This window comes from Candidatus Protochlamydia phocaeensis (genome assembly GCF_001545115.1).
GTDB lineage: Bacteria > Chlamydiota > Chlamydiia > Chlamydiales > Parachlamydiaceae > Protochlamydia_A > Protochlamydia_A phocaeensis.
Map to the genome: position 1 here is coordinate 1 of NZ_FCNU01000029.1, position 17,290 is coordinate 17,290.

General features: G+C 33.8%; 15 protein-coding genes. 7 read left to right on the forward strand and 8 right to left on the reverse strand.

Features of this window, described 5'->3' with window-relative positions:
- Positions 1–341 precede the first annotated feature (341 nt).
- Positions 342–983 (reverse strand): hypothetical protein, encoded by a 642-nt coding sequence (locus BN3769_RS10935; RefSeq protein WP_228840682.1) that lies wholly within the window; start codon positions 981–983, stop codon positions 342–344.
- Positions 984–1,129: 146 nt separating this feature from the next.
- Positions 1,130–1,477, reverse strand: coding sequence for a hypothetical protein (locus tag BN3769_RS10940; protein ID WP_068470513.1), 348 nt, complete (start codon positions 1,475–1,477; stop codon positions 1,130–1,132).
- Positions 1,478–2,032: 555 nt separating this feature from the next.
- Between BN3769_RS10940 and BN3769_RS10945 the strand changes: the two genes are divergently transcribed.
- Positions 2,033–3,103: an IS481 family transposase gene (locus BN3769_RS10945; RefSeq protein WP_068470515.1), complete on the forward strand. Its 1,071-nt coding sequence runs from the start codon at positions 2,033–2,035 to the stop codon at positions 3,101–3,103.
- Between the two features lie 87 nt (positions 3,104–3,190).
- On the opposite strand, the gene BN3769_RS10950 is transcribed toward BN3769_RS10945, so the two are convergent.
- The 6 genes from BN3769_RS10950 to BN3769_RS10975 form a co-directional block, all read right to left on the reverse strand.
- Entirely contained in the window at positions 3,191–4,684 is a 1,494-nt protein-coding gene (locus BN3769_RS10950) for an SEL1-like repeat protein (RefSeq protein WP_068470518.1), read from the reverse strand.
- A gap of 17 nt (positions 4,685–4,701) precedes the next feature.
- Entirely contained in the window at positions 4,702–5,115 is a 414-nt protein-coding gene (locus BN3769_RS10955) for a hypothetical protein (protein WP_068470520.1), read from the reverse strand.
- Complete coding sequence (locus tag BN3769_RS10960) at positions 5,102–7,699, reverse strand: tetratricopeptide repeat protein (protein WP_068470521.1); 2,598 nt, start codon at positions 7,697–7,699, stop codon at positions 5,102–5,104. Before BN3769_RS10960 ends, BN3769_RS10955 begins: the two co-directional genes overlap by 14 nt.
- 27 nt (positions 7,700–7,726) lie before the next feature.
- Positions 7,727–9,004, reverse strand: coding sequence for a hypothetical protein (locus BN3769_RS10965; protein WP_068470523.1), 1,278 nt, complete (start codon positions 9,002–9,004; stop codon positions 7,727–7,729).
- A gap of 66 nt (positions 9,005–9,070) precedes the next feature.
- Positions 9,071–9,490 (reverse strand): hypothetical protein, encoded by a 420-nt coding sequence (locus BN3769_RS10970; RefSeq protein ID WP_068470525.1) that lies wholly within the window; start codon positions 9,488–9,490, stop codon positions 9,071–9,073.
- Positions 9,491–9,940: 450 nt separating this feature from the next.
- The gene (locus tag BN3769_RS10975) at positions 9,941–11,008 is read right to left on the reverse strand and encodes a hypothetical protein (protein WP_068470528.1); all 1,068 of its coding nucleotides are present in this window, start codon (positions 11,006–11,008) and stop codon (positions 9,941–9,943) included.
- Between the two features lie 706 nt (positions 11,009–11,714).
- Here BN3769_RS10975 and BN3769_RS10985 point away from each other — a divergent pair.
- From BN3769_RS10985 to BN3769_RS11010, 6 genes are all read left to right on the forward strand, one after another.
- Positions 11,715–12,485, forward strand: coding sequence for a hypothetical protein (locus BN3769_RS10985; RefSeq protein WP_068470532.1), 771 nt, complete (start codon positions 11,715–11,717; stop codon positions 12,483–12,485).
- A 440-nt stretch (positions 12,486–12,925) separates the two neighbouring features.
- On the forward strand, positions 12,926–13,525 hold the full coding sequence (locus BN3769_RS10990) for a type IV toxin-antitoxin system AbiEi family antitoxin domain-containing protein (protein ID WP_068470534.1): 600 nt from the start codon (positions 12,926–12,928) through the stop codon (positions 13,523–13,525).
- Positions 13,522–14,748: a nucleotidyl transferase AbiEii/AbiGii toxin family protein gene (locus tag BN3769_RS10995; RefSeq protein WP_079989533.1), complete on the forward strand. Its 1,227-nt coding sequence runs from the start codon at positions 13,522–13,524 to the stop codon at positions 14,746–14,748. The genes BN3769_RS10990 and BN3769_RS10995 overlap by 4 nt, the downstream gene beginning before the upstream one ends.
- A 382-nt stretch (positions 14,749–15,130) precedes the next feature.
- Entirely contained in the window at positions 15,131–15,910 is a 780-nt protein-coding gene (locus BN3769_RS11000) for a ParA family protein (protein ID WP_068470536.1), read from the forward strand.
- Positions 15,897–16,649: a CT583 family protein gene (locus BN3769_RS11005; RefSeq protein ID WP_068470538.1), complete on the forward strand. Its 753-nt coding sequence runs from the start codon at positions 15,897–15,899 to the stop codon at positions 16,647–16,649. The genes BN3769_RS11000 and BN3769_RS11005 overlap by 14 nt, the downstream gene beginning before the upstream one ends.
- 315 nt (positions 16,650–16,964) lie before the next feature.
- Positions 16,965–17,246 carry a polymorphic toxin type 24 domain-containing protein gene (locus BN3769_RS11010; RefSeq protein ID WP_068470539.1) on the forward strand — a complete coding sequence of 94 codons (282 nt, stop codon included), beginning with the start codon at positions 16,965–16,967 and terminating at the stop codon, positions 17,244–17,246.
- Positions 17,247–17,290: the final 44 nt, after the last annotated feature.

Sequence of the window (17,290 nt, forward strand, 5' to 3'; positions counted from 1 at the left end):
ATTCCGTGAATTTTGCGGCTGATTTAACACATCCAGAAACAAAATTATTGAAGAAGAAATATGCGGAATTAAAAAAGAAGGTAATTTTTACCTTTTCTGATGGAGATATTTTAGAGATTGCATTATTCCATCTTATCTCCCCTGAAATAAGATAATTCAAGGGGTTTCAATAAAATGTGTGATTCATAGACATCATTTCAATTTTATACTCGATTTTTTATAGTGTTAAATCAAAAATTGGAATGGTAAAAAATCGGAAAGCGATTGAAGTGGATTCGATTATATGAGAATACTCAGAATTTTAAATGGTATTTGAATAAAAAGCATTAGCGCATAAAACATTAATTTTGATAGAAGTAAATAAAAGTTTCTAAATAACTGTCTTTTTGAAAATTAATTTTAATGTTTTGTTTGGCTTGCTGAAAAATTTGCCTTATACGCTCGTTCTCTTCTTCATTTGTGCCGTTTTGAATGCTAACAAAACCTGGATTGAGGATAAGATTTAAAGATTGGTGGCTATTGTCGATATCAAATTTTTTTAAATTCTGAATATAGCTCTTTTGAGTAAAAGCAAGAGCGTTATTTCTTCCATAACCAAGCAGAATTCCTAACAATGTAATATGCTGTTTAATTAGATAATCTTTATTTTTATCCTTAGGTGAACAAATCTCCTGTAAGACTTCATCTACAACAATATTTCTCTTTGCATATCTTTGAAATAAGTCTAAATTTTCTTCGATTATCTTACGTGTGGCTTTTTTATTAATAAGAACAAGTGTATTGTATTCCGGAACATGCCTAAATACAAAGTTCCTAGATGGAAAGTATTTGGCATATTTTGACCATATGTCCCACCCTTGAATAAGGGTAGAATATCCATAATATTTGAAAAATATTTTTACAGAATATCTAGAAGGCATCCTTGATAATTTAGGATAAGCTTCTATTGAACAGGGTTTATCTCCACATAGAGTATAGCCCAAAGAGGTTCGTGTAATAATAAATTTGAAAAATTGCTCGAGCTTTTGCCTATCCTCTTTGGGGATATCTTGAACTTCGTAAGAATAGCAAGCTCTCATTAAAATAATGAGAGCGAAACAGAATAATTTAATCATTTCTATAAATAGATTTAGTCTCTGTTTTTAGTTGGACATGCATCATTCATGCAAACGCCAAATACTGTTACATCACGACATACAGGGCATTCACCAACAACCCAGTCACCAACACCGGCCCTTGTAGCATCAATATAAACACCTTGACTATCCATCCCTAAATTATTAACACCATGAAGTGAGCCCCCAACATTTATAAAAATCCCATTATTGGCAATGTGAACGGTCGTGGGGTTTAAATAGACTTTATTTCCTATCACTTCTCTTATGCAACAACTATTTTCCTTTATTTGATTAGCAAAACTAACTGATGAAAAACAGATAAATAAAAAGAGAAAACATGTTGTAATATACTTGATCATATTGACCTCCTGTTCTTTTTAGCGAGGAACTTTAACAACATGAAAATCAAGTGTCAAATAAATAAAAATTTATGTTAATAAGTGATTAAATATCAATTATTAACTCATCATCCGACAAGCAAAATAGGAAAAGGTCTGAAAATAGGAGTTCCTTAAAGCTGAAACGGCTAATAGCCTCGTGCTCTCAACAAGAACTGAACATTATTTTTGCGAAAATTAAAGACAAACAAAAGGTATAGTGCTCTCCTATATAGACAAGATCACCTAACTTGCTCATTAAGAGATAAAACTATGACTAATTGTAAACTCATTACATCATTAGAATAAAGAAGGCGCTGGTCTTTGGAAGAGAAAATATAGAACTTTGGAATTGCCCCTATAAAACCGGACCACTAACTTGCGATTTGTAATTTATTTAAATTGAGCAGATCTAGACTTAAGTGAGCTGATCTGGACTTAATCTGACACCTATATTAAATGTTATATAAAATAATTGAGACCGAAGCCCAAGTTTTCCCAGAGGGCATCGGTCTCCATAACAAATATAGGTGTATTATGAATCATAGCGATCAACATAAAATTATCAAGAATAAACTAGGTCTTTTGCAGCTTGCTCATACACTTGGTAATGTAAGCCAAGCTTGCAGAGTTATGGGCTATTCTCGAGATAGCTTTTATAGGTATAAAGAGCTTTACGAGACCGGTGGAGAACTGGCTCTGCAAGAAATAAGCCGCAAGAAACCCTGTCTAAAAAATCGAATAGATGAACAAATAGAAAAAGCAGTCGTTGATTTTGCTTTTGAAAAGCCCGCTTTTGGTCCAGTTCGAGTTGCAAATGAAATAAAGAAAAAGGGCTTATGCATCTCTTCTGGAGGCGTGCGTTCTATCTGGCTTAGGCATAATCTTGAAACGTTTCCTAAAAGGCTTAAAGCCTTGGAAGCCAAAGTTGCAGAAGAAGGGCTTATTCTAACGGAAGATCAAGTCAAAGCCTTAGAAAGAGCTAAGGAAGAAAAAGAAGCGCATGGAGAAATTGAAACTGAACATCCAGGATACTTACTGGCTCAAGACACTTATTATGTAGGAACAATTAAAGGAATCGGCAGAATTTATCAGCAGACTGTAATAGATACTTACAGCAAAGTAGCTTTTGCTAAAGTTTATGATCGAAAGAATGCGCTTGTCGCAGCAGAGATGCTCAATGATAAGGTGCTTCCTTGGTTTGAAGAACAAAAGGTTAGACCTCTTAGGATCTTAACGGACAGAGGAACAGAATATTGCGGAAAAATTGAACATCATGAGTATCAACTTTACTTAGCCATTGAAGACATCGATCACACAAGAACAAAAGCCAAATCTCCACAAACAAATGGAATCTGTGAAAGATTTCATCAAACCATTCAAAATGAATTTTATGCAGTATCTTTTAGGAAAAAGCTTTATCAGAATTTAGAGGAGCTACAGGCAGATGTCGATAAATGGATGGAAGAGTATAATAAGGAAAGAACCCATACAGGAAAATATTGCTTTGGTAGAACACCTTGGCAAACTTTTGAGGAATCTAAGCATCTTGCTTTTGAAAAGATGTTAGACAATACTCAACCAACAGCTGATCAAGCTGTCAGTTGAAGATTAGTGTCAGATCAAGTCTTTTTCAGGACAATTTGCTTAGCACTTTCCCTTGTGAACGTCTGACCAATTACGAGTTTGAGGTTTTTAAGCAGTTTCTCCCATGAATAACAATCCATAAAGATCAGTATCTTTAAAATTGACACATCTTAAACACACATTAGGATGATAACCAAGTTCCTCAAAAGCATGATGAAGATGTTGGATGTCGTCTTCCAAGCATATGAAGGTGAATCTAGGATTCTCTATCATTGCATCTCTAATAATTTGAATTTCAGTTTCATTTAAATAATGCCCTCCTAAATAAATGGGCATATTTTTTGCCTTTTTGAAAATACCCTTTAAAATTTCAGGTTTGCGATTCTTCGTATATTCGCTTGTATCCAATTTTTTTGCGCCAGGATAAGTAATAGCATCTTCAATAAGCTGAGAATGCAAAAGGATTTGTCCAACTCCAGTTATGACATCCTGCATACTAAAAGCTTTTTTAGCTGATTTAGCAATCGCCTCTTTTTTAGGTTGTTGTAAAGCATTCTTGCAATCATCTAGATATTTTAAAACTGCGTCTTTTTCGTAATTTTGTAATAATGCAAGTTCATAATACTCAATTGCATTTTCTAAAGATTTTTTTATTCCAATGCCCCATCTATAACAACGAGCGACATTATATTGTCCACGCGCATATCCTTGATCTGCGGCCTTTTTAAAATAATTAAAGGACTCTTCTGGAGATTTGACAACTCCAACCCCATATTCATAACACATCGCAAGATTGCATAAAGCGCGACCATCACCTTGTTCAGCGGCTAATTCGTAATATTGAATGGCTTTTGCAGCACTCTTTTTGACACCTTTGCCATATTCATAATGAAAACCAACATCGCATTGGGCTTCAGCATATCCTTGATCAGCCGCTAATTTGTAATACTCAAAGGCCTTTTTGTAGTCTTTTACGTCGTCAGAGTCATAATAATCAGCCAATTTAATTTGTGCTGGCCCGTAACCTTGATCAGCAGACATTTTATAATATTTAAGACATTCTGCTAGAGATTTCTCGACGCCGCTTCCCCATTTGTACATGTCTCCTAGAAAAAACTGAGCAATTGGATCATTTTGGTCAGCTGCCAAACGGTAATATTTCACAGCGTTTTTCTCGGAAAGCGCTACTCCCAACCCATTTTCATAATAAATTCCTAACATTTGTTGACAATAAGCATCATCTCTATCAGCGCCTAATTTGAGATATCGAGCAGCTTCGCTATAGTCTTCCCTCTCGTCATAAAACGTAAATAATGCCTGATATGCAGGCACCCATTTCTGATCAGCGGCTAATTTAAAATATTTAATGGCGTTTTCAATGGATTGATTGATGCCTTTGCCATCGAGGTAGCCTATCCCTGTGTTATATTGGGCTTCGGCTAAACCTTGATCGGCTTGCATTTTCCAGGTGATAAAGGCTTCTTGGTCTGTTTTTGATTGTTGATTTTTAGAAAATATTGGGTTGTGAATACTTAAAGCATCATGAATTTTCCAAGATAGTAAATTTTTTTGGTGTTTTAAGAAGAATAAAGACAATATCATGTTTTTACTCCTTCTTCTTAAGCTGCTTCTCCCATAAATAATAATCCATAGAAATCATTATCTTTAAATTTGGCACATCTTAGAGATATACCAGGATGATAACCAAGCTCTTCAAAGGCGTGATAAAGATGTTGAATATCACTTTCAAGACCGATGAAAGTAAACTTGGGATTCTCTATCATTGCATCTCTAACAATTTGAATTTCAGTTCTATTTAAATTATGACCCTTTAGGTAGATAGCAGTGTCTTTTGCTTTTTTGAAAATATTTTTTAAAACATCTGGTTTGCGATTCTCCGAATATTCGCTTGTATCCAATTTTTTTGCATCCGGATAAGTAATAGCATCTTTAGCAAGTTGAGAATGCAACAAAGTTTGTCCAACTCGATTTATGACATCATGCACACTAAAAGCTGTTTCAATTTTTTTCACATTCTTTAATGTATTGTTTGATAGTTCCAATTCTATAACCTTTAGCTAATAGTTCCTTAAAACATTCAAGGGCTTTAAGAGGAGACTTTTCTACCGCCCTTCCCCATAGATAATAACGGCCTATTTGAAAAAGAGCATCTAGATCTCCTGATTGAGCCATGAATTGATAGTATTTGAAGGCCTTTTCATAAGATGGTTTGATGTGAATACCATCCTCATAAATCTCAGCCAGTCTTTTCTGAGCGAAGAACATGCCCTGATCGGCGGCAAGTTTATAATAGTGAATGGCTTGATTAAGATCTTTGTGCACCCCTTCCCCATAAACATAAGAGGAAGCTACAAAATATTGGCTGGAGGGATCTCCCAGATCAGCTGCCAATTTGTAATATTTAAAAGCATTTTCATGAGATTGCTTAACACCATAGCCAGAGGCGTATAAATTTCCTATTCTATAGTAGGCTGTGGCATTTCCTTGCTGAGCAGAGAGTTGATAATAGTGAAGAGCTTGTTCATAGGATTTTTCAATTATCTCTCCTTGTTCACATAAGTAGCCAAAATAAAGTTGGCAATCAAGATCTCCTTGATCGGCAGCCAATTTGAGATATCGATTAGCTTCGCTGTAGTTTTGCTGTTCCTCATAACAGATAGATAATGTACAATATGCAGGCACCCATTTCTGATCAGCGGCTAATTTAAAATATTTAATGGCGTTTTCAATGGATTGATTGACGCCTTTGCCATCGAGGTAGCCTATCCCTGTGTTATATTGGGCTTCGGCTAAACCTTGATCAGCGGCCTTTTTAAAATACTCAAAAGCCTTCGATTCAGATTCTTGAGTTCCTTTTCCTGTCCAATAAAATTGTGCTATGAGTAACTGGGTTTCTGCATCTCCTTGATCAGCTCTTTCTTTTAAAAGGTGAAAAGTTTTCTCTGCATCCTTCATAGTTTCGAGAGCATGAATAACTTCCTGGTTATTTTGGGCTAAATTATAATATCGCAGCGCTTCTTCTTCCGATTTTTCAACGCCTATTCCTTCAGCAAAAGCTTCTGCTAAGGCAAGTTGAGATAACGAATCATTTTGGGCGGCCCCAAGCTTAAAGCAATCAATTGCTTTTTTGGCAAATGTCTCACCTTTCATTTTTTTATAACAATTTCCTGCGTGATAATATTCTGAAGTTGATCCATTTTCAGCTGCAAGCATATAATAATAAATAGCATTTTCGAGAGATTGATTTGTCCCAATTCCATTTTCGTAGCATCTCGCTAACTCATACAGATAAGAACTATAACCTTTTTCCAAATCAATATCGACTGCCAGCTTGTAATAATAAAAAGCTTTTTCTGCTGATTGTTTGACGCCTTCTCCTTTCTCATAGCATCGTCCTAATGTTCTTATGGCATAGGATGACCTTTGATCGGCTGCTAGCTTGTAATAATGGATTGCTTGTTTAAGAGATTTTTTTAATTCTAGTTCTCCCTCGAAGTAGGCATCTCCTAGTCTGATTTGTGCTAGCCCGTTTCCGCAATCTGCGGCAAGCTTGTAATAATAGAAGGCATTCTGAAATGATTGATTGATTCCTATCCCTTTCTCAAAGCACTCACCTAAGTCATATTGAGCTGCTGAAATAATGGATAGGTTGTCTTTAAAATCAAGTTGTACAATTAGTTTAAGATAATTAACAGCGTCTTCTGCATGCATTTTATTCCTGATGAAGAGGTTGGATAAGGAATACATTGCTAATGGATTTTGTTGTTCGGCAGATAGTCTATAATAGTGAATGGCTTGTTCTATTGATTTTTCAATGCCTTTTCCTGCAGCGAAACATTCTGCTAAATGAAAAAGGCCTGTTGAGCAATTTTGATTTGCTGAAATTCGATAATAATAAACCGCAGATTCCAAGCATTTTTCAACACCTGTGCCATTTTCAAAAAGCCATCCTACTTTTGCTTGATATTCTGCATCTCCTGAATCTGCTTGTTCTTTGTAGAATTGGAATTTTTTTCGATAAAAAAAATCAGCTTGATCTTGAGATTTTTCAACGCCTATTCCTTTTTCGTAGGCTTCTGCTAAATAAGACCAAGCTATTAGACTTCCAGCATCAGCCGCTAATTGATAATAATAGATCGCCTTTTCTATTGATTTCTCTACACCTTTTCCCTCTACATAACAATGACCTAATTGGGCCATCGCTCTTGCCTCACCTTGATTTGCTGCTAATTCATAGTAGTGAAAAGCTTGTTGGAGATTCTTTTTAATGCCCTGACCGTACTCGTATAAAAGAGCTAAACGAAACTGCGCTTCAGCCAATCCTTGATCGGCGGCAAGTTTGTAATAATGAAAAGCTGATCGATAAGACTTTCTAATGCCCTTTTCTTCTTCATAGCATACTCCTGTTATAAACTGCGCTTCAGCCAATCCTTGATCGGCTTGCATTTTCCAGGTGCTAAATGCTTCTTGGTCTGTTAGATTTTGAGATTGGGAAAATATTAAATTTATATTGGGATAGGGAATACTAAGAGCATTATGTATGTCCCAGTGAGTTATCTCTTGTTTTTTCGTTGAAAAATGTTCTTGTGGAAGCATTTGATATTCTCCTTTATGCCATCACATTCAAAGACTAATATAAATGATGTTGAATACATGAGATTTAAAAAATGCTTGATTTTGCTCAGAAAGAGCGATTGAATGAGCAAGGGCTTGCTCTTTTATAGTATCGCGTAAAATTTCAAATTTTTGGATATTTTTTTGAATGATTAAATGCTTATTTTCCCAGAACTGTCTGTCTTTCTCTTCTGCTCTCTCTTCTTTAATTTTTTCCAATTCCTTCTGTTTTTTGATGAGAGTATTTAGCATTTTTAGTACATTTATAGCTACTTTCTTTGCTAGAGGATTGATGGCTTTAGCTTTGGGAGTTTCATCTGTTTTGTTTTTCCTCAAATTGTCTGACAAGTGAAAATGAGATTCATTAAGTTTTCTTGAATCTTCATCTTTTTTTTGTAGCTTTTGCTGTTCTAATAATTTGGAATTAATTTCGTGAATATATCGAAATACTTGTTGGCAAATAGAATTAATTTCTTCAGGAGTAAATTGAGTAATTTTAATGTTATTAACATCAATATTTTCAACTTCTTCTCCTTTAGTATTAGTAATTTTAATTTGTTTAATATTATGTTTTTCAAGTAGATCGGTATATTGAGATGCTAACCTGACTTCTGTTTCTCCTTGTTCGTTTTGTTTGATATGGGCAAAGGCTGCGTTTTGGGCTGCCCAAGCTAGTTCTTCTAAGGTTTCTTGACTATGCTCTTCTTCTAGATTTATTTTTTTTAAGTGCAAATTGTTTAGGATGGCTTGAGGTGGTGTAGCTTCAAGTTGTTTAACAGCAGATGGAGTAAGATAAGCAAGATAATTAGAGCCAGCCTCTGCAGAGAGCGGCTTTATAAGTTTGGATGCTTGAATTGGTAAAGCGACGTCTTGTCTAGATTGAGAAATTGTAATCTGTAGGGGAACATTAGGTGTATCTTCTTTGCTTGCCAAAAAATCTTCTAAAGAGTCTTCACTATTTTCTGCTAGGCTAGCATATACCTGATCATCTAAGAAGCCTAAGCTAACACCTTTATCTTCATTTAAAAAATCTTCTAAAAAATCATCTTCCTCAAGAGAATTATTATTTTGTTCTTCAAGTGGAGAATCATTATCTAGTTCGATATCTTTAAAAGAAATAGAAGTAATAAAGTGAGTATTTAAGCTTGAGCTAGAATTACTCTGAAAATCGTTAGACATATTTTGATCTTCAGAGTAAATTCCACTATTTGTTTTGCTTATTGATTCTTGCTCTAAATTTGATGGAGTTACCGTATTAATATTATATGAAAAAGGAGAATTAATCATAATATCACCTTGATTGTCATATAATATTAATTATATCACGCAAGAATAAAAACATAATCAAAAATTTTATGCTAATTTCATTTTCTCTATATATCTTGTATATTGCTCATCGGAAGTATAAGGTCTCATTTTAATATCTCCATCAATAACAAGTATATTAGTACTTGTTTGAATAACAACGTCTGTAATCTTATGTTTTGTAAAAGCCTTAAGCTTATTACTTTTAATAGTAATGGACTTCACTTTATCTTGTTCTACTTGCAGAATTGCTATTCTACCTTCATCAATTGTTTTTCCTATATATTTTTTATCAATATGATTTAATAGAGAAATCACAAAAGCTGTACACTTTTTATCTCCTTTTTGGAATTCTACATAATCCCCTGTTAAAGCTACAGTGATAAAACCGTTAGGTAATAGAGTTTGATCGAGATAACCATATTGAAATGAAGGTGTTGAAGAAGGATTAGGGGCAACGCTTGTCATATATTTTCTCCTTTTGAAATTTTTCTTAATTTTCTTATTGTGAACAATAAAGCTCTTATAATTGTAAAGAACTTATAAATTCAAAACAATTAATAATTTTCTTATTAAAAGTCTGTCTCTGGATTAAGCATTTATTGTCAGCCGTCTCATCATGAATCGAATCATAGCTAAGTAAATGAATGCTGTACTTGTTGTGGTGATTCCCTCATAGTCTTTGCTCAATCGTATACACTTTCCAAACCAAGCAAGGTTCGTTCCACTATCTATCTCTTATATTTGATTATCTTTTCGCTTAACAATTTCTAATTCAATTCTATAGCGTGCTGCTTCTTCCTTCATTTCCTCACCACAATAAGCTGAATCCAGAAAATTTTCTTAACCTACTCAACTTTTGAATTCAGAGACAGACTCTAAGAATAAATAATTTTTAATGTCAATAAAATATTTATTTTACACTCCTTGCCCGATAGAATGTGCTTTAAAGTCTGAGTCAACGATCTTCATCAAGAAATCGACAAAGCGGTCGAAGTTAGCTTTGGCATCATCCCTTGATTTTGCGGTATTTTCTGCATATTTATTCAATACTTGCAGATATCCATCATTCATCGTTTTAAGCGCATCGATGGCTCCTTCTTTGCCAATCAGACCGGCTTGAATGGTTTGACTGACGCCGTTGATTGAGTTTTTAATAACTTCATTATTCAAATCGGAAAGACGGTTAAGTTCTTGCGTCCTGGTCTGAATTTGGCTTTGCTGCCAAACGGATGTTTTCATTTCAGCTAATTTTTCTTGAGCCAGAGTCAATTCCGTTGAAGCTTTAGGGAAAGTAGAAGGATCTGTCGAGACCACTCCATCTCTTAATTGAAGGCGATCGACTTCCTTTTTTTGATCATCAATTCGTTTATCAACATCCGCCTGAGCTCTTGTTGCATTAGACCATGTCATACCAATTTGAGCGACTGCCAAACCAGCTTGAGCAAAAGACGTAATGGCTTCAACCATTTTTTCTTCTGCTCTCGTATCGTAAAGTGCTTTGGTTAATTCTGATTGGGTTTGAGAAATGGCGATAATATTGACGCGCGATTGCATTTCCGTTTGGGCTTCCATGTAGTGGTTCTTTTGTTCCAAACCTAAAATTTCGGTCATAATATTATTAAAAACGGCTAAGAAAGAGACGTTGAACCAAGGGTTTGATTGCAATTGGTGAACTGGAGTTCCTCCCTGACTGCCTTGGTTACCTTGTCCGTTTATATCATTTTGATCATCTTGCGGAGGAAAAAGGGAGGGATTAGTGGCAGAAAAGCTATAGACACCCGTTAAGCGTCCATTCTGCATTTCAATAATGGTCATCTGCGTGATAGTGTCGGCTTTGGTCGGATCTTGCTGTTTAATGATGATAAGAGATTTGTCCTTATTGCCTATAACATCAACTTCTCCTTGAGTACCATCCGAGCTTTGATATTTTCCGATAAAATCCATGTAATTGCTATTACCACTGTCTAAATTAATATCTGTCATATAGCTCTCCTTATGAATTATTTCTTAATTCATCTTCGAAAGATATAGCATTAATTTATTATAATTATCCCACATTTATATTAATTTTTATATATTGAAATTTTTTTATTTTATATTATCAGACGCGCTTGAGAGCCGAGTTTGGATTTGTTATTAATTCTTTGACCTTGATTTTAAATATTCTTCAATAAACAATTGATCAAATCAAAATTGTTAGAGAATTTATGTTAAACATAATTTCAAGATTTGAAAATATTTCAAGTTATTATTATATAACCTCTAAAATTATTTATAATAAAATTACAAATATTACTTTTCCTGTAATCAATTTCATCGGTGAAGAGGTTAGAAAAGATTTTCACATCTTGAAAAGAGATGTGCATCACTTTTTAAGCCATTGCAGACCTTTGCAAATAGATTTCACTGACTCTTCCATCAGTATTCTTGGGATTCTTAGTTTAATTGGAATATCTCTATTGCTCACTCGTTAAATTCTATAAATAGTCACTTTACATTTGTTTTTTAACTCTAACAAATCTTTTGCTAACAATTAATTTAAAATTTAATTAAAGTAAACTTTTTTTAAATTAATTATTTAACTAGCAATAAAAACCTGAAAAATTTAAATTGTCAGCGTTTCAACGAAAAAGAAATTTAAAATTTTTTTTGTTGAAATTTGATGAAAAATTTAAATTGAAAGGTCTTTATGAAAAAGTATTTTTCTCTATTTATTACCTATTTATTAGGTGTTCAAGCTTTATATGCTGTTGATTATTTCAACAAAAATTTTGAAGGATCTTTTAGCTTGGAAGAGGCTGGCTATATGATTAGCTCGGCACTTTTACCGAAAGATACATATTTAGTATATAATATTATTCCTGAAGGTTTTCCCCTAAATACTTCTCTTGACTTTAGGGTAAGCAGAGGAATGAGTTCATATACTTTAGATCACGTATTTATTGATGATAATGGAAGATTAATGAATGAAATTCCTTTTGATAGCAATTTTCAATTGGTTAATCCTTATCTTTTGATAATAAAAAACCCAGCTTATGGTGAAAATTTTGATTGTGATTTACAGCGAGGGCATCTATCAAGCAATTTTCAATTTACCCCTTTTCCACTTGAAGCCTCTAACAAAAATCATAAAATTTCCTTAACTTTAATAGGTCCTGTTGAAGAGGGACAATATGTTCTTAATGGAGAAGGTTTTACTCCCCATAAAAAGATATTAATTGATGGTTATTCTAGTTGGATGTCGAAAGAGCAAGTTTTTATAAAGGAAACTTTATCTGATCATGCAGGTAAAATCTTCTATAAACTTCCTCCATTACCTGAAAAAAGTTGGGTTAGCATTAGAGTGATAGATGAAAATCAAGATGAAATTTACTTATATTTTAATGAGAGATACCCTAGAAAGGGGAGTAAATCATTTTTAGAACCAATAAAGATTGGTAAAGAAAATGTCGAATTTTAAATAAATTTTTATCGTCTATCTTTAGTAAATTAATTGCTAAAGATAGACTTTAAATAAAGATAGACTTTAAATAGGGAGCAATATAAACATGCCGAAGTTATTTTCTCTTAATAATCGGGATATTCTGATAAGTCCTATAGATGAATAAATTTAGTGGGAATAAATCTTTCTGGGGAAATCTTCATACTTGAAACCATCCAAGGACTCTTGCCAAAAACAAAATCCCGATATGATTGAAGCTTTAAGTCATCGCGAGTGCCATTCTATGGCTTTAATTTTACAAAAAGCCCTCTACAAGAAGGCATTTTCCTTTCAAAGATACTCTAAATCCCATTTGAATACAGTTTCAGAAATCCTGATATTTCCTTTACTAAAATTTAACATAAAAACCCATTAGAATTTAATGGGTTTTTATGTTAAACTGAAATTTAGGAGATTTTATGAAAAAATCCAGCAGCCTTTGTGCCATTCAAACTCTTCTGGAACAGCCTTCATTTACAGCCGATGAAGCTAAAATGCTTGGGGTATTTCCTGCTCATCTAGCCTACTATATAAAAAAGGGTCAAGTTAGACGACTTGGCCGAGGGATTTATCAAGGTACTAATTTCAAGTATCCTATTGATTATTTTCAATGGGAAGATCTTATTGAAGCCGTAAACTCTGTCCCTGGAGGTGTGGTATGTCTAATTTCTGCGTTAACACTTTATGACATTACAGAGCAAATTGCTCGACAATTTTGGATTGCCATACCTCATAGCACATCAATTAAGGAGCGCAAGCTTACTAAAATCATACGATTTCGAAATATGGAACTCGGAAAAACTACACTTGATCTTGGCGGCATTCAAATCCCCATATTTGATCGAGAACGAACCATCATTGATTCTTTTAGATTACTTAGTCGTGAGATTGCTATCAAAGCTCTAAAAATGGCTCTTACTAAAAAAGGAAAAGAAAAACTAGATCTAAAAAAACTTCAAGAATATGCAAAAAAACTCAGATATAATATTCAACCTTACCTGATGACAGCAACCACATGAACAAACAAGCTTTAATAGACCGTGTGCATAAGATTGCGAAAGAAGCTGAAATTCCATTTAATGAATGTTGGAAACAATTACTGCTTGAACGCTTTTTGGCAAGGTTATCTCTTTCCGAATATTCGGATAAATTCATTTTTAAAGGAGGGTTCCTTCTTTCCTACATGATGGAAATAGGTCGTGAAACTATAGATCTGGATTTCTTACTTACAAAGATGAATGCTAGTGAAAAAGAAATAGAAGATGCTATTCAAAGAATTGCTTCTATAGCATTAGAAGATGGATTTTCATTTCTATATGAAACTTTAGAGTTTTTAGAACAGCCTCATATGGATTATCCTGGATATAGAGTGATTTTACGAGCTGCGTTTAGTAATATGAAAGATAAAATTCAAATTGATGTGGGTATCGGCGATATTGTAAAGCCCGTGGAGCGCGATTTTCATTTTTTTGAATATAGAGGAAAACCAATTTTTGAAAGAGAAATATCATTACTTGTATACCCACCTGAAACTATTTTTGCTGAAAAACTAGAAACAGTGCTTTCAAAAGGTTCTATCAATAGTCGTATGAAAGACTATCATGATCTGGTGTTATTAATCAGAAATCCAACTTTAATTCAGCAAGATAATCTTAAAGCAGCCATAACAAATACATTTCAGAATCGAAGAACAATATTTGAACTTATCGTCTTCGATGAAGATGAACTTAAGCGCATTCAAAAGCTATGGACTGCACATTTTCAGAGTCTTGGAAAAAAGGGAAAAGATCTTGGACTTCCAAAAAACATACAAGAAATTATTCGAGAAATTAATTCCTATCTTGTAAAAATGAGTTTGATTTCCCTTGGAAATATAGTTGCTGAATTAAGTGGAAAAAAAATGCTTGAACAAGTGCAAGCTGCAATTATTGCTGGTGCGGATGTAAATGATAATTCAAGGAATGGCCATCGGTCGCTACAGATGGCATTAAAAGAAGGATATTCTGAAGTTGCCCGTTTGTTAATTGAAGGGGGTGCTGATGTTTTATATTGCGATCATAGTGGACTGAACCCTTTACAAATGGCCATTAACTATGGACAGTTTGAGAATGCTAATCTTTTAATCGAAAAAGGTGCACCTTTTAATCCAAACAATCTTCAGGGCTATCATTATCCCCGATTGTATCAATTTCAACATTTTGGTCGTAATCAAATTTGGTTAAAAAGAAAACCGAATTCATAACTTCGGATGACCAAATCTGCAATTCTCGATTTGATATATAATATTTAAAATTATCCATAAAAGCTAATGGAAGAACCTTGGTAAGGTGGTTTATTGGTTTGTTACAAAAATTTGGACCATTTCAAATGAGCTAATCAAATAAATTTCTTTAATTTAAATGGAAGCTTTCAGCTATTTATATGTGCAACGGTTGCACATCTTGTGCAACGCGTTGCAGTTTGTATTAAATAAGTTATTTAGATCTCTAAAAAGGCATTAAATTAATAAGAACAAGTTAAATATCTTTGTATATTTCATATTTCGCTAAATACGCCTCAGCTTACTTATATATAGACAAAATTAGCATGAATTTTTATTGTATCAGTCAATTGAGGAGGTTAATATGCACATAATAGCTATAGCAAATCAAAAAGGTGGATGTGGGAAAACGACAGCAAGTATAAATTTGGCCGCGGGCCTTGCATATGCAGGTCAAAAAGTATTGCTTATAGATTTAGATCCACAAGGCAATTCCACAATAGGTTTGGGAATAAAAACAGAAAATAGGCAGACAATTGCAGAATTGATTTGCCAAGAAGAATGCCAATTTAATGATGTAGTGCAAGATACTTACATAGAGGGATTGCATATCATACCTTCTGATATTTCTTTGGCTGTTTCCGATGTAAAATTAGCGCATATTCAAGCAAAAGAATTTGCATTAAGAACAAAGCTTGATGGAATTAAGTATGATTATGTGATTATCGATACTTCCCCTGGCTATATTAATCTTTTGACCAATGCCATTTTAGCTGCCGAGCATATTATTCTTCCATTCGGTTTAGATTATTTTAATCTAGCAGGTGTGCAAACATTCATGGAAACAATCAACCGAACAAATAAGAAAGCGGGTAGTTTAATAGGTCATCGAGCAGAAGTACTAGGCGTGCTTTTCACTCATTTTAAAATGACAACAAATCATTCTAAAAAGGTTTTTGATGCCATTATAGACCTTTTTGGAGATAAAATGTTTAAAACTCGCATTCCTGAAAATGTTAAATTAAAAGAATGCCAGGAGTATGGGAAGGCTATTTACGATTTTGATCCTAATTGCCCTGCTGCTAAAGCTTATAGTGAATTTACAAATGAATTAATGGAGAAACTCAGCTATGTCCGGAATTAGTCAGATTAAGAGTAAAGCCAAGATGTCTTTTGATGAAATGTTTAGTGAGTCTTCCCATGCAAACCATGCTATTATTGAAGCCCCAAAGGTAAGTGATATATTTCGTTTAACTAAATCTTTAGAGCCGATTGAAGAAGATCAAATTGAACTCTTGTTAATAGATAGCTCGAAAGCTGGTACTACTTCAGACGTTATTGAGAATGATATCAATCAAATTAAACAAATCACTGCTGAAATTAGAACTATTGGTAAGCAAGGATCTATTTTGATGGGAGAAAGAGCCTTTAAAGCACGCGAAATTCTAAAATCATATAAAGATGGGGCTTTTACTAAATGGTTAGAAATATCGTTTGGTTCGAAAAGATCAGGTTATAATGCCTTATCTTATTATGAGCTATTTATTTCATTACCAGATTCAGATATTAAAGATAAATTCAAAAAAATTCCTCAGAAGGTGGCTTATGCTCTTGCCTCTAGGATTGGAGAAATTGAAAAGAAAGCTGAAATTATTAATTCATGTGATAATCTTAAAACAGATCAAATGCTTGAATTGATTCAAGAGCAATTCCCTTCGGAAAAGAAAAAACAAAATATGAAGAGCCATCCACAGGGCAAACATTTAATTTTCTCTGCGTTTGATGCCATTCAAAAAATTAAGGCTCTAAACTACGAATTATCAGAACAAGATAAGCAAAGTCTTTGTAATTTAAAGAATATGATAGACCTTCTACTTGTTTAAATTTATGCAACCGTTGCACATCTTGTGCAGCGCGTTGCACCTTTATGAATCTACCTTATCATTATACAAAAAGATGCTCAACCGTTTTCCTCGAAAAAATGAGTCAGCTTTATCTTGCTACAAAAAATGAATATATCAAGGGTTAGCAGACACAAATTGTTCAGAGCTTTCTTTACAAGCTACTTCCAGTAGTGGAGCAGATAATGATTACTCCTTATATGGAATTAGCACTCAGATAATTCCTCCACCACAAGAACATGAGAGCATCGTTGCTTATCTAAACAAATTACATGAAAAAATTTACGCTCAACGTAAATGGAAGCAACAAGAACGCATTTCACTTATGAAGAAAATAATGAAGACTTAGCTTATACTGAAAAAAGGAATACTCATGCAGACCCAGATCCTAAAGCAGAAGGAACACCTCATACAGTAATTGAACAATCTGGATTTGAAGGGAAATATACAACTTTTAATGATGATGGGACATTTAAACAATATCGAGGATCTGGTAAATCTCATGGTAATGTACCAAGGCCAAATGTAAAAGAAAATCAAATTAATGAAACTCCAAATGGTCCTATGCCAGGTAAATAAACTGTTCGTCTAGCTAAACCGGAAGAGATTCCTAAATAAAATAT

Excerpts from the sequence above, each read along its gene's own strand:
- BN3769_RS11005 (WP_068470538.1), top strand. The coding sequence starts at position 15,897 with ATGTCCGGAATTAGTCAGATTAAGAGTAAAGCCAAGATGTCTTTTGAT.
- BN3769_RS10970 (WP_068470525.1), bottom strand. The coding sequence starts at position 9,490 with ATGACAAGCGTTGCCCCTAATCCTTCTTCAACACCTTCATTTCAATAT.
- BN3769_RS10945 (WP_068470515.1), top strand. The coding sequence starts at position 2,033 with ATGAATCATAGCGATCAACATAAAATTATCAAGAATAAACTAGGTCTT.
- BN3769_RS10985 (WP_068470532.1), top strand. The coding sequence starts at position 11,715 with ATGAAAAAGTATTTTTCTCTATTTATTACCTATTTATTAGGTGTTCAA.
- BN3769_RS10975 (WP_068470528.1), bottom strand. The coding sequence starts at position 11,008 with ATGACAGATATTAATTTAGACAGTGGTAATAGCAATTACATGGATTTT.
- BN3769_RS10990 (WP_068470534.1), top strand. The coding sequence starts at position 12,926 with ATGAAAAAATCCAGCAGCCTTTGTGCCATTCAAACTCTTCTGGAACAG.
- BN3769_RS10965 (WP_068470523.1), bottom strand. The coding sequence starts at position 9,004 with ATGATTAATTCTCCTTTTTCATATAATATTAATACGGTAACTCCATCA.
- BN3769_RS11010 (WP_068470539.1), top strand. The coding sequence starts at position 16,965 with ATGGAAGCAACAAGAACGCATTTCACTTATGAAGAAAATAATGAAGAC.
- BN3769_RS10995 (WP_079989533.1), top strand. The coding sequence starts at position 13,522 with ATGAACAAACAAGCTTTAATAGACCGTGTGCATAAGATTGCGAAAGAA.
- BN3769_RS11000 (WP_068470536.1), top strand. The coding sequence starts at position 15,131 with ATGCACATAATAGCTATAGCAAATCAAAAAGGTGGATGTGGGAAAACG.
- BN3769_RS10950 (WP_068470518.1), bottom strand. The coding sequence starts at position 4,684 with ATGATATTGTCTTTATTCTTCTTAAAACACCAAAAAAATTTACTATCT.
- BN3769_RS10960 (WP_068470521.1), bottom strand. The coding sequence starts at position 7,699 with ATGCTTCCACAAGAACATTTTTCAACGAAAAAACAAGAGATAACTCAC.
- BN3769_RS10940 (WP_068470513.1), bottom strand. The coding sequence starts at position 1,477 with ATGATCAAGTATATTACAACATGTTTTCTCTTTTTATTTATCTGTTTT.